A 12,955-nucleotide genomic window follows, 5' to 3' on the forward strand; every position below is an offset into this window, starting at 1 on the left:
CGCACAGCCCTTGCACTACGCAAATCGCAGGGGAATTTTAATACCGTGAATCTGCAAGCGGATCATCTCGCTCCCAAGCAGCGAGAGACTTTTTGCGGCAATGTGCGTAATCTATTTCTCTTCGCTCTATCTCGCCCGCTTGTAACGACAAGTCTTATAAACGCAGTGGTCTTTTAAAAATTTTAACTTCAAATTTTGCTCCGAAGCTCGCTAAATTTAAGGAAGAGCCCACACAGATAAATTGTTCTATTTTAGCGCGGCGCACGAGGTTTTTAAATTTGCGGCGCCCGTAGGAGACTTTAAAGCTCGCTAAGTCTCGCCGTCGTTAGCACGCAAGGCTGATCCTGCTAGCAATCTTTTGTGCGGTTTATCTCCTTGTATTACTTGCTTAAACTCCCGCCGCGGTATATGTCGGCGCCGGACAAATCATAGCTTCGTTTTAAATTTAATCCTCATATCCTCTAATGCCAATATGCCTTCCCTCTATCTTAGGAACTACGGGCTTCTTTTTAAGCTTAACGCCATACAAATTAATGCCGTAAAGCTTGCTAAGGCGGATAAAATCGACGTTAAGCTCCTCTAAATCGGTATCGCGAAGATCAAGATATTTAAGACTCGTCATATTGTTTATACTCTGCGGTAATTTTTTAATTGCAGTCTCGGAGAGATCTAAAATTTCTAAATTTTTTAAATTTCCTACGCTTTCCGGAAGCTGCGTAATATTTTTTCCGTGGATGTAAAGCTCCTTTAAATTATGCAGATTTCCGATGCTCTCAGGGATTTTCGTAATGGCTTGGCTGTTAATTTTCAGCTCTTCCAAAGCATCAAGCATGCCGATGCTCTCAGGCAGACTCTCTTGCTTATATCTGCCAATATCGAGTTTTTTTTAAGCTTTTTAATGCGCCGATACTTTCAGGGATTTCTTGTATATTTTCAGACCAAATATCAAGCTCCTGCAGATTATGCAAATCCCCTAACTCAGATGGGATCGTTTTGATATTTGAACTTATATGAAGCCTTTTGAGCGACGGGATTTTCACGGCGAGCCGCAATCTCTGCTCGTCCATATGACCCCACTCCTCAAGATTGGGTAAATTTACGATATTTTCAGGAGGAGAGGTAAAATCTTCGGTCAGCTCCTTTAGACTCGGCATTCGCGAAACCTCATCGGGTAGCGCCTCTATATGCGTGTTCGTAAGATATAAAATTTCCAGGTTTTTCAGCTCTGCTAGATACGTAGGCAAAGTATGTAAAAAATTACAACTATAACAGTGGAGCTCTCGCAGCTTGCTCATCCCTGTAATCTGCGGCGGCAATTGCGAAATATGCGTTTCATCCAGTTCGAGATATTCTAAATTCTTTAAATTTGCTACATTCGCGCTCAACTCTTTTACGGGGCAACGGTCCAAAATCAGAGTCTTAAGATTCGGAATTTTAGAGATATTTTCACTAATCTCCGTAAATTCGGTAGCGCGCAAGCCTAAATACTTGAGCTTTTTTAAATTTTGTACGCAAGAGGGCAGATCCGAAACTCTCGTGCCTTGCAAATCAAGCTTTTTTAAATTTGAAAGCAAACAGATCTCGGGCGGAACCTGCGTAACCTCATCCACTATAATCGGCGAAACGGTCATAAAATTCGCGTTTCTGCCGAAGTCTAGCTCATCAATGTCCGCAAGCTTTTCATACAAATCCCACGTCGTAGCGATATCGCTAAAGAAGCTTATACCATAGTAATTCTCTCGCCCTTTATCGCTAAAGCGTAAAAAATTCGCCAAGTTTTGCATTTGCGTATTTTGATCCTCGCTCAGCTTTGGGCTAAACTTCAGGCGGATGCCCTGCGCATCGTTTGGCATACTAATTTTAATGCCTTTAAAACCGGAGATCGATTGTATGCAGAGCGAAAAAGCAACTGCTATAAATAGCGCGATATAAATCTTTTTCATTTGAGCTGCCTTTTTAAAATTTAACATTCTTGGTATCTAGCTGCGCGATATTTATAAAATTTAAGCGACCGCTTTTTGCAAGCTTGATTTAAAAATCCTAAGATCGCTATGCGCTTTGCAAATCCTATCAAATTTTAAAATTTTAGAATTTCGCCAGTGTCTTAAAGGCGAGGCGAAATTCCAAATCGAAGGATGCTTGTAAATTTTATTTATAAGCCTTAATCGCTTTGTCTAGAATTTTCTCCGCTTCCGCGGCGCTTGCAAAATCCTTTACTTTGACCCATTTATTCGGCTCTAAAAGCTTGTAGGTTTCGAAGAAATTTTTGATCTTATCCAGCGTCGCTTTAGGCAGATCGGAGATAGATTTAATGCCCTCATATCGCGGATCGATCTTGCTAACCGGCACGGCAAGCAGCTTCTCGTCCATTCCGTTTTCGTCCTCCATCATCAAAACGCCGATTAGACGGCACGGGATCACGCTACCGGCGGCAAGCGGGTATTCGTTTAGAACCAAAACATCCGCAGGATCGCCGTCGTCTGCCAAGGTGTTGGGCACGAAGCCGTAGTTTGCGGGATAAAACATCGCGCCGTAGAGCACGCGATCTACGCAGAGCGCACCGCTTGCTTTGTCTATCTCGTATTTGATATTCGAGCCGTAAGGGATCTCGATTACCGCGTTGATTTTATCGGGGCTTGAGCCCACTTTTATCTTTGAAAGATCCATAGTTTTCCTTTATTTAGAATTTAAAATTTTGATATTTTTCACGTCTATCGTCGTTTTTGTAAAATCTTTATCGATCTCGCCGCTAATTCGCACGAGCGTATTTTCATCCACGCTCACGCCGCGCCAAACGTCATCGTCGATCTCAACTTCGATGCTATCGCCGTTTTGATCCACAAATCTATAATGCTCGTGTCTGAGTTGAGATTTTATCCTGCCGTCGATTACGACAAAAGAATCATCTCTTAATTTAAGCGCTTCTTTGACGCTCGACGGCTGAGTTTGCGCCGCGGAGCCGCTCGGGACGAACCCGCCCGCGGCGAATGCAGCCGCACATAAAGCCATACTAAGTAAAAATTTTCTAACCATATCCATCCTTAAAATTTTAATCTCTGCGTCCGCAAATAGATCTGAAATTTCATTAAATTTAAAATCCGCTCATATTTAACGCTCGCATTAAATTTGCCGCGCGAGCTGCTTAAATTTACGCTTTAAATTTGGCTATCTCACGCAACGGCAAGCTATAAATTTAAAAATGCGCTCACTTCGGAGGCGCATTAAATTTAAGTGCGATCCACGATCTGCGCCGCTTGCAATACGAAAAAGAAGCTGGGTGCGCTTTAAATTTAAGCCGCCATCCAAGCGCGCTAGCTCAGTTTTTCGATCTGCGCGGCGATTATAGCGTTTATGTCCGCTACGATCTCCTCGACCGTGCGCTCGCCGTTTACGCTGTAAAATACGCCCGCGTCACCGTAAAATTTACGGATATCCTCGATCGGCTCTGAAAATACCGCCATGCGGTTTTTAAAGACTTCCTTGTTATCGTCCGCCCCGCGAGCGCGCCCCAAAACGCGCTGCTCGGCGACCTCCTCGCTGACGCACACCTCGATGACTGCGCTAAGATTTACATCATCGTCGCCTCGCAGTACCTCGTCTAGCTTATTCATCTGCTCGACGCTTCTTGGATAGCCGTCGATGATGATGAAGTCTTTAGGTGAGCTTTTAATCGCGCTAACGATAGCATTTACGACGATATCAAGCGGCACGAGATTGCCTTTAGAGATGAAGCCGTCTATCTGCCTACCAAGAGCGCTGCCGCTTGCTACCTCGGCACGCAGCAGATCGCCTGTGGAGTAGTGCTCGATGCTTTGATTCATCTGAGCGATCATGCTCGCATCGGTCGTTTTGCCGCTGCCAGGAGCGCCAATGATTAGAAAAAGGCTTTTCATTTTTGCTCCTTCTTATGAAGCCTGAGACCTAGCTCGCGAAGCTGCTCGTCTGTAACGACGCTAGGGGCTTTGGTAAGCGGACACTGCGCGCGCTGCGTTTTAGGAAACGCGATAACCTCGCGGATACTGCTTGAGCCGGTAACCAGCATCATCAGCCTATCAAAGCCAATCGCGATACCTCCGTGCGGAGGCGCGCCGAAGCTTAGCGCATCGAGCAGGAAGCCGAATTTCTCCCTCTGCTCTGCAGGCTCGATCTTAAGCAGCCTAAAGACCTTTTCTTGAATGTCCGCCTTGTGGATCCTGATGCTGCCGCCGCCAAGCTCGATGCCGTTTAGCACGACGTCGTAGGCAATCGAGGTAATATCCTCTAAATCAGGCTCGTCGGGATTGTTCGGCATAGTGAAAGGATGGTGCATCGCGGAGTAGCTGCCGTCGTCGTTTTGCTCAAACATAGGGAAATTTACGACCCACAAAAACTCAAGCCTGTTCGAATCTATGAGACCGAGCTCGTTTGCGAGGAAAATTCTAAATCTGCCCATATAATCAAGCACGATTTTCTTTTTGCCAGCGCCGAAAAATACGACGTCGCCGACCTTTAGCTCGCAGCGCTTGATGAGCTCGTCCAGCTCGCTTTTTTCAAAGAATTTTACCAGCGGCCCCTTTAGACCATCCTCTTTTACTTGGATAAACGCCAAGCCCTGCGCGCCGAATTTTTTCACGTATTCCTCAAAGCCTTGCATCTGGCGCTTGCTAAATTTCAGATCGCCGCCCTCGACTTTAAGAGCTTTTACACGGTTAGCCTTGCGGTCTTTGGCTAAATTTGAAAAAATTTCGTTGCTCGATTTTTCAAAAATATCGGCTACGTCGATGAAAGGCATATCGTAGCGCAGATCGGGTTTGTCGCTGCCGTAAAGCTCCATCGCGTCCTTATACTCCATATGTCTAAAAGGAGTGACGATCTCGCGGCCGCAGGATTTGAAAATATCCTTTAAAACCTCCTCGGCTACGCTCATTACGTCGTACTGGGTATTAAAGCTCATCTCGATATCAATCTGCGTAAATTCCGGCTGGCGGTCGGCGCGGAGGTCTTCGTCGCGGAAACAGCGCGCGATCTGGAAGTATTTATCAAAGCCCGAGCACATCAAAAGCTGTTTGAAAAGCTGCGGGCTTTGCGGAAGCGCGTAGAAGCTGCCCGGATAGACGCGGCTAGGCACCAGATAATCCCTAGCGCCCTCAGGCGTCGCGCGCGTTAAGATCGGCGTTTCGACCTCCACAAAGCCCAGCCTATCGAGCGCGTTTCGCGCGGCGATCGCAGCCTTGGAACGCATCTTAAATTTATCGAAGCTTCCATCGGCGCGTAGATCCAAAAAGCGGTATTTCAGCTTCGTTTCTTCATTGACGCTTTTATCGCCGATTACGAAAGGAAGCGGCTTGCTTGGATTTTCGATCTGTAGGTCTTCTACCACGACTTCGATATCGCCGGTTTTTAAATTTGGATTTTCCAGCCCTTCGCCGCGAGCTCGGATCTTGCCGACGGCTTTTAGGACAAATTCGTTTCGTACTTCGTTTGCAATTTCATACGCTTTTTTGCTATCTTTGGGATCGCACACGAGCTGAAGCAGGCCGCTTCGGTCGCGCAAATCTATGAAAATAACGCCGCCGTGGTCGCGGTAAGAATTTACCCAGCCGCATACGGTTACGACTTTGCCGACGTCGTTTTTACTCAAATCCGTGCAGTAATGACTTCGCAAAATTACTCCTTTTTAATAAAATTTCAAGAGCCGATTATAGTTAAATTTTGCTTTTACAAAGCTAATTTTTTATAAAATAAAACTATGGAAAACAAAATTCATAAAAACCTTAAATTCGCGGGGCTAATAGCTAAAAAATCAGAAGAGATTCGCCCCATCGTGGAGCAAATTTGCGAAATTTTAAAAGCGCAAGGCATTGAGCTTTTGCTTGAAGAGGACGGAGCGGAATTTTTCGGCCTTAAGCCGCATACGCTTGCAGAAATTTTAAAAAAGACCAATCTTTTAATCAGCCTCGGCGGCGACGGCACGCTCATCGGGCTTGCGAGGCTGCTAAGCGACAAAAACGCTTTTATTTTGGGTATCAACGCGGGCACTCTCGGGTTTTTAACGGACGTGCAGCCGAGCGAATTTGCAAAATTTTTGAAGGAATTTCTGCGCGGCGAATACGAGATCGAGCGCCCGTTTTTGCTTGAAGTGATACTGGAAAACGGCAGCGGCAAGATCGTCCGCAAGACCGCATTTAACGACGTCGTAATCACTCGCAGCCATATCTCTTCGATGGCAAAGATCGACGCGTTTTTAAATAGAAAATATTTCAACACCTACTACGGCGACGGCGTGATCGTAAGCTCCGCCGTGGGCTCGACCGCGTATAATATGAGCGCGAACGGATCTATCGTCTATCCGCTGTGCGACGTGTTTTGCGTTACGCCGATCTGCTCGCATAGCCTGACGCAGCGGCCTTTGGTCCTGCCAAAAGAGTATCTCGCAAGTTTCAAAAACGCCGGAAGCTCCGAAGTTAGCGTCGTCATCGACGGACAAGACGTTTTTGATATGGCGGAGTTTCACAGCGTGAGCGTTAAAATTTCACACGCCAAAGCAAATTTAATAAAACGCAGAAGCTACGATTATTTCGACGTTTTAAAAGCCAAACTCAGATGGGGGCACGGCGGATGCTAGAAAGAATTTATATTAAAAATAATCTAGGTTTTTGCGAGAGCGAGCTTAGTTTTGGCCCGGGACTTAGCGTATTTACAGGTATCAGCGGCGCGGGTAAATCGGTATTAATAGGCGTGATTTTAGCGGTGTTCGGGCTTAAAGAATGCGAGGCAGAGCTCATAGAAGCGGACGTAGAGCATAAATTTGATATGGAAAATTTCGGCTTGATAAACGATACGCCAAATACCTTTCGCGTCCTAAAAGAGCGTAGCTTGCGATACTTTATAAATTCCCAATCGATCTCGAAAAAAAATCTAAGCACGATCGCCGGTGAATACGTGAAATTTTTAGGCGCGAAAAACGCCGGAGAAATGAGTAGCGATAGCTTGCTAAAATTACTTGATTTTATCGCCGCGAAAAAAGATGCGGCGCACGCGCAAAGCCTATCGGAGCTTCAAAGTGCCTTTGCGGAATTTAGCCGCACAAAAAAGCAGCTGGATGAAATTTTAGATCAAGAGCGCAAGATTGAGGAGTTAAAGGAATTTGCTCGCTTCGAGATTGAAAAAATCGAGCGCGTATCGCCTAAGATCGGCGAATACGAGGAGCTTTTGCAGATCAAAAAAAAGCTTAGTAAGAAAGATAAGATCGAGGAACTTTGGGCTAGGGCGCAGGGCGTTTTTGAGCTGGAGCGCAGCGTCATCGAAGCGCTAAGTCTTAGCGGACTGGATAGTGCGTTTTTTGAGGATGCGATGAACGAACTGCGGCTAAAGCAAGAAAGCTTGAGCTTAGACGAGCTAGAAAACATCGACATAGAGAAAATTTTAGATCGTATCGAAGCTCTTAGCGCGCTAAATAGGCGCTACGGAAGCGTAGAAGAGGCGCTAGCTACACTTGAAGCGCGTAAGAAAGAGCTTGAGCATTACGAGCAGTTAAGCTTTGAAAAAACCAAGCTACAAACGGAATTTAAACGCCTTAGCGAAAGCACCGCTACCCTTGCCGAAAAAATTAGCGAGGCTCGCAAGGGCGCTAAAAAACGGCTCGAGGATCTGATAAATTCCTATCTAAAGCAGCTTTATATGGACGGAGTGGAGCTTAGTTTTAAGCCCGCGGTTCTTAGTGAGTGCGGCACGGACGAAATTTGCGTCAGCTTGTGCAAGACGGAATTTAAAAATTTAAGCTCAGGCGAAACGAACCGCCTACGCCTTGCTTTCATCGCGGCAAGCTTGGAGCTTACAAATAACGGCGAAGGAATTTTAATCTTAGACGAGATTGATTCAAATTTAAGTGGAAAAGAGGCGATGAGTATTGCAAACGTGCTGGTAAAAATTTCAAAATTTTATCAAATTTTTGCGATCTCGCACCAGCCGCAGCTTAGCTCAAAGGCTGCGTCACACTTTTTAGTAAGTAAAACGAACGGCAAATCTAGCGTGAGATTATTAAGCGAAAATGAGAAAATAACAGAGCTAGCTCGTATGATAAGCGGCGAGACTATTACTGCAGAAGCCCTGGAATTCGCTAAAAAACTAAGGCAAAGCTGAAGGAATTTTAAGCTTAAGTTTAAATCTGAAATTTTTTGCTACAATACCACGTTTAATTTAAATTTAAGTGTGATTTTGCAAAACGACGTAAAATCCGCTTCGAAAAATTTTATCAAGTGAGTTTTATGATTATAGATACACATTGCCATTTAGACGATGCTAGTTTCGATACCGATTTGGACGCGGTAATTGAGCGCGCCACGATTGCAGGCGTGCGCAGCATCATCATTCCCGGTGCCGATATGGCAGACCTAGATAAGGCATGTAAAATTTCACACGCGCGGAATAATGTGTATTTTGCCGTAGGGGTGCATCCATACGAGATAGATTCTTTCGATATGGAGGTGCTGAAGCGGTATGCTGACGATCCCAAATGCGTAGGCGTTGGTGAATGCGGGCTTGATTACTTCAGACTTAAGCATCAAGAGAGCAAGGAAGCCAAAGCCTTAGAAATCTCCCGCCAAAAAGACGCCTTCATCTCACAAATCGATCTAGCAACACAACTTCAAAAACCACTTATAGTCCATATCCGAGAAGCAAACGAAGATAGCTTTGGAATTCTAAAAGATCGCGCCGGCGATTTATGCGGCGGTGTTTTACACTGCTTCAATGCCAGCAAGCTTTTGCTAGGTCTTAGCGAATACGGATTTTACTTCGGTATCGGCGGAGTTTTGACATTCAAAAATGCAAAAAACTTAGCTGAGATCTTACCGCAAATTCCGCAAGAGCGCCTCTTAATCGAGACGGATGCACCCTATCTAACCCCGCATCCGCATCGCGGCGAGCGCAACGAGCCTGCATTTACGAGACTCGTGGTAGAAAAAGTCGCGGAAATTTTAAGCCTAAGCGTAGAAGAGGTTGAAGCAATAACGACTCAAAACGCCTGTAGGCTTTTTGGCGATAAAATCAAAGGAGAGATATGAAAGCCATAAAATTTATACTGCTAGCCCTGCTTTTAATGGGCGAAGCGTTTGCGAGCCAGCCCGGTCTGATGCGCGCAAATCACGATTATATTTTAAATCAATTCGGCATCGAAAATAACGAATCGAGCAAAAACGTAGTCGCGGGCATATTCCGTGCGATCAATGCAAGCGATCGCAAGCAGTTTAAGCATATCGTGACTTCGCAGTCGCACAATGCCTACTTAGTCAAATCCGAGGTCGATAACATCGAAGCTCCGGAATTCTTGTTGTATTTGGCAATGGTCGAATCACATCTTAAAAATACGGTCACATCAGGTGCTAGCGCAGGTGGTATGTGGCAGCTGATGCCGGCAACTGCGAAAAATTTCGGTCTTAGAGTAGATAGCGCCGTGGATGAGCGTCGCGATCCCGCAGCCTCTACGGATGCTGCGTTTTCGTATATTTTGCATCTGAAGCAAAATTTTGGCAAGTGGTATTTAGCGCTAATGGCGTATAATTGTGGCGATCAAAAGCTTAAAAATGCGATTGCAGCTACTGGCAGCGATGATCTGGATCGCTTGCTAAAAAGTCCCGCACTTCCTAATGAGACTAAGAATTTTATCAAGCGCATTATTAAATACGCTTACATCGCTCAAAATGAAAATATGCGTAAAATTCTGCTTTTTGAAAGCGAGCCGTGGGGGCTAAAGCGTATCGCCGTAGCTCCGGGCACAAAGCTAAGCGCGGTTGCAAAACAGATCGGAATTTCGCCGTCGCAGATGCAGGATTACAACGCGCATATTAAAAATGGAATTTCGCCGCTTAACGGCAAGTACTTCTTTTATATCCCACAAAGCAAATATGCAGAATTTGTCGTAAATCAAGGCGCATTTCAAGCGTATGAACCACGTCTGAAACAGCGCAAGCCAGGACGCGTGTTAGCAGGTTTGGCGAACGAGCTTAGCCTCAAAGACAAAAACGAAATAGCGCTAAATAATATAAAATTCAACAAATAAGATCGGATCGCAGGTGTCGTACCAGAAAATCGCTCTTTTTAGTGCGCTTTTTGCGCTGATTCTTGCCGGTTGCTCGTTTCGCACCGCACCGTCGTCTAGATCGTCTGCGGGCGGTGCGGGCAAGATCGGCAAAAACTCTCCCGCCACCATGCGCCCTTATAAAATCAACGGCAAAACCTACTACCCCGAGCAAGTAAGCGTCGGTGACACTCAAATCGGCATCGCCAGCTGGTATGGGCCGAATTTTCATGGCAAATACACCTCAAACGGCGAAATTTACGATATGAATGGCATGACCGCCGCGCACAAAACCTATCCAATGAATACTATGGTAAAGGTCACGAATCGCGACACCGGCGCTACCGCAACCGTGCGCATCAACGATCGCGGCCCATTCGTGGATGGTCGCATCATCGATCTTAGCAAAACAGCTGCCAATCTAGTGGGCGTATTTGCCAAAGGTACGGCGCCTGTAAAGCTCGAAGTAGTGGGTTTTTATGGGCGCACTATTGCTAAAGGCTCGCCGAAAGCAACCATCGTTGGCGGAAATTTTATGGTACAAATCGGTGCGTTTAGAAACAGAAGCGGCGCACAAATTTATCAGCGCGATTACCACGGCACAGCGGGATATCCTGCGATCATCAAAGAATTTAGCATAGATGGCGCGCCGATTTATCGCGTCTTTTTAAGTGGATTTAAGAGTGAGGATGAGGCGAGAGATTTCGCGCATAATGGCAAGTTTACGGGGGCTTTCATCGTAAGGGAGTAGCAGTTTTATTTGACGGCTTTTACCTTCGTTTTTTCTCGATAAGGGCTTTGTCAAATTTATTTGTGAGCTACTTGCAGTAAAATTTCTCGTCATCTAATAGTTATCTGCTTTAGCTGTGGCGAAGTGCAGGCTACTTGCAAGCTATTCGTAGCAGAAAAGTGCGCCTGCCTGCTTAAGCTTTGTTTTTTAATAGGACGCCGTAGCTGATAAAATTTCTATATTGTTATGGATAAAGCATGCAAAAATATCCGGAAGTTTATAGTTTAGAAAAGAGTTTGGCTATACTTGAAAAATATAAAGACGAGCTGAGCGCAGAACAATACGAGCAAAACAGATCTATCATCTGCAACCACGCGATAGAGGGTATGTTTGCAAACGAGCAAGATATAATCGATCTTATCAAGGTCGATAAGGGAGAAAGAACGCCCGATGAGATAATAAACGAATATAAAAAAGAGTGGGGCATTTTATAGCGCAGTAGAAAATATTAAATTTGGATGGCGAAATATCAGAGGTATTTAAACGCAGCTCATCGTCTGTTTGAATTTTAATCGTGCAAAAAAGTTACGACTTCGTGTTCTTTTGGCAAATTTTCTCTACCTCTAATACCGCGATTGCCGTATTCCGCTAGAGCTTCTTTTAAAATTTTATAAAGCTCGTCCAGTGAAATTCTGTAAGTGCTGGAATTTATACTTTCTAGCTTATATTTGATAAAAAACGGATTATCCACGAGCATTTTACTTGTAGTCTCGTCATAAATTCGTCTTATATCAAGCTCAATATCTCTACCTTTATAGTGAAGCAACCAAATATCCTCACCCGTAAATCCATCTCGCGGATCCGGCATAGATGCCAAACATACATGAATAAGCCAAGCATCTCTTTGCTTATCGATAACCCAATTCATCCAATCGGTATCATTATCCTGGATTGGGTATGTGTAATTGTGTTTCATCAATAGCTCGTTCATATTGCTTAAAATATCATATTTCTTCAAGTCCTCTTTAGAAATATATTCCGCAACAAACGCCATCTAGCCCTCCTTGAGAAATTCTATAATTTAAAGTAGATCGCTCGTATATAGACCGAACAAAGACGAGATTTCAAATTTAATCCTTTTACTGACGAGAACTTATCGTTAAAGCTGCCAATTTATATGCGATTATCATCAATTCTTACTATAATTTTTCGTAAAATTCGTTATGAAATTTAAAAATTTCAGGCGCTTTGTCACTCGCCACCTCTTTTAAATTTAGCGTCTAAAAATACGCAGAATTTCACGCCGTATAGGTAGAAAATCCAGCTTATGTAGATCCACAGAAAGAAAAATAACGCGACCGAAAACGAGCCGTAGATACTAAGATAGGTTTTGTTATAAAAGACGTATTGCGCGAAAACCAGTCTTGAAAGCCACCATAAAATCGATGCTACGAGCGATGAGGCAAGCACTGCTTTTGCGCGGATCTCGCGGTTGATCGCCGTAGCATAAGTGATCGCAAATATCCCCCAAACGATTAAGTAGGGTAGAATTTTAAGCAAATTTATCCAGCTCGTAAGCTCAGTTTTATTTAGTAGCTCCTGAAGCTCGCCGCTGATATAAAACGACGCTCCAAGCCCCACAGGAGCGAGCGTCATCAGAGTCCAGTAGGTGCTTAGACTCTTAAAAAAGCTCCGCTCGGGCGAATGCGAAATGCGCGCAATTATCGCTTCAAAATCTCCGAAAAACAGCACCGACGTAACTAGCACCGCGCAAAAGCCCGTTACGCCAAGGCTTAGCCCGTTTGCCATAAATTCCTCGATATAGTGCGCCATGCTCGCTTGATTTGCGGGCAGGAAGTTTGAAAAAATAAAGCCCATAATCTTATCGTAGTAGCCTTTGAAGCTTGGCAGCTGCATAAAAACGCTAAGCGAGACCATCAGCACCGGCAGTAGCGCCAGAATCGTGTGAAAGCTAAGGCTTGATGCATGGTGCATGAGCTCGGTATCGTAGAGGCGGAAAAAATTTTTGAGTCGGCTTTGCGCTTGCTTAAGCGTCGGTATTAGTTTTTTCATACGGGCGATTTTACATTAAAAATTTAGAATTTCATATAAATTTGCGCAATTTTTCTTTTGTATCGTGGTATATCGTCTATAAAATTTAAAGCTAA

14 protein-coding genes are annotated in these 12,955 nt (G+C 44.7%); 6 read left to right on the top strand and 8 right to left on the bottom strand.

Annotation, left to right across the window (positions count from 1 at the left end; all coding sequences use genetic code 11):
- Nucleotides 1–445 precede the first annotated feature (445 nt).
- From QZ367_RS02165 to aspS, 6 genes are all read right to left on the bottom strand, one after another.
- On the bottom strand, nt 446–832 hold the full coding sequence (locus QZ367_RS02165) for a leucine-rich repeat domain-containing protein (protein ID WP_291936728.1): 387 nt from the start codon (nt 830–832) through the stop codon (nt 446–448).
- Between the two features lie 28 nt (nt 833–860).
- Nucleotides 861–1,943 carry a hypothetical protein gene (locus QZ367_RS02170; protein WP_291936731.1) on the bottom strand — a complete coding sequence of 361 codons (1,083 nt, stop codon included), beginning with the start codon at nt 1,941–1,943 and terminating at the stop codon, nt 861–863.
- Between the two features lie 205 nt (nt 1,944–2,148).
- Nucleotides 2,149–2,667, bottom strand: a complete 519-nt coding sequence (ppa, locus tag QZ367_RS02175; RefSeq protein WP_291936734.1) for an inorganic diphosphatase — start codon at nt 2,665–2,667, stop codon at nt 2,149–2,151.
- Between the two features lie 9 nt (nt 2,668–2,676).
- Nucleotides 2,677–3,033, bottom strand: a complete 357-nt coding sequence (locus tag QZ367_RS02180) for a NirD/YgiW/YdeI family stress tolerance protein (RefSeq protein ID WP_291936737.1) — start codon at nt 3,031–3,033, stop codon at nt 2,677–2,679.
- A 278-nt stretch (nt 3,034–3,311) separates the two neighbouring features.
- Nucleotides 3,312–3,893 carry an adenylate kinase gene (locus QZ367_RS02185; protein WP_291936740.1) on the bottom strand — a complete coding sequence of 194 codons (582 nt, stop codon included), beginning with the start codon at nt 3,891–3,893 and terminating at the stop codon, nt 3,312–3,314.
- On the bottom strand, nt 3,890–5,644 hold the full coding sequence (gene aspS / locus QZ367_RS02190; protein WP_291936743.1) for an aspartate--tRNA ligase: 1,755 nt from the start codon (nt 5,642–5,644) through the stop codon (nt 3,890–3,892). Before aspS ends, QZ367_RS02185 begins: the two co-directional genes overlap by 4 nt.
- A gap of 84 nt (nt 5,645–5,728) precedes the next feature.
- On the opposite strand from aspS, the gene QZ367_RS02195 reads away from it, so the two are divergent.
- The 6 genes from QZ367_RS02195 to QZ367_RS02220 all read left to right on the top strand — a co-directional run bounded on the left by QZ367_RS02195 (nt 5,729) and on the right by QZ367_RS02220 (nt 11,281).
- Complete coding sequence (locus tag QZ367_RS02195; protein WP_291936745.1) at nt 5,729–6,604, top strand: NAD(+) kinase; 876 nt, start codon at nt 5,729–5,731, stop codon at nt 6,602–6,604.
- A complete protein-coding gene (locus QZ367_RS02200) occupies nt 6,598–8,121 on the top strand; it encodes an AAA family ATPase (protein WP_291936749.1) in 1,524 nt (507 codons plus the stop codon). Before QZ367_RS02195 ends, QZ367_RS02200 begins: the two co-directional genes overlap by 7 nt.
- 125 nt (nt 8,122–8,246) lie before the next feature.
- Nucleotides 8,247–9,044, top strand: a complete 798-nt coding sequence (locus QZ367_RS02205) for a TatD family hydrolase (protein ID WP_291936751.1) — start codon at nt 8,247–8,249, stop codon at nt 9,042–9,044.
- Nucleotides 9,041–10,039, top strand: a complete 999-nt coding sequence (locus tag QZ367_RS02210) for a lytic transglycosylase domain-containing protein (protein ID WP_291936754.1) — start codon at nt 9,041–9,043, stop codon at nt 10,037–10,039. Before QZ367_RS02205 ends, QZ367_RS02210 begins: the two co-directional genes overlap by 4 nt.
- Nucleotides 10,040–10,052: 13 nt before the next feature.
- On the top strand, nt 10,053–10,808 hold the full coding sequence (locus tag QZ367_RS02215) for a septal ring lytic transglycosylase RlpA family protein (RefSeq protein ID WP_291936757.1): 756 nt from the start codon (nt 10,053–10,055) through the stop codon (nt 10,806–10,808).
- A 236-nt stretch (nt 10,809–11,044) separates the two neighbouring features.
- Nucleotides 11,045–11,281 (top strand): hypothetical protein, encoded by a 237-nt coding sequence (locus QZ367_RS02220; protein ID WP_291936760.1) that lies wholly within the window; start codon nt 11,045–11,047, stop codon nt 11,279–11,281.
- Between the two features lie 74 nt (nt 11,282–11,355).
- Here the strand turns inward: QZ367_RS02220 and QZ367_RS02225 are convergent, their stop codons facing one another.
- Complete coding sequence (locus QZ367_RS02225; RefSeq protein WP_291936763.1) at nt 11,356–11,841, bottom strand: hypothetical protein; 486 nt, start codon at nt 11,839–11,841, stop codon at nt 11,356–11,358.
- A gap of 197 nt (nt 11,842–12,038) precedes the next feature.
- Nucleotides 12,039–12,860 carry a YihY family inner membrane protein gene (locus tag QZ367_RS02230; protein ID WP_291936766.1) on the bottom strand — a complete coding sequence of 274 codons (822 nt, stop codon included), beginning with the start codon at nt 12,858–12,860 and terminating at the stop codon, nt 12,039–12,041.
- Nucleotides 12,861–12,955: the final 95 nt, after the last annotated feature.

This window comes from Campylobacter sp. (genome assembly GCF_019423325.1).
Lineage (GTDB): Bacteria > Campylobacterota > Campylobacteria > Campylobacterales > Campylobacteraceae > Campylobacter_B.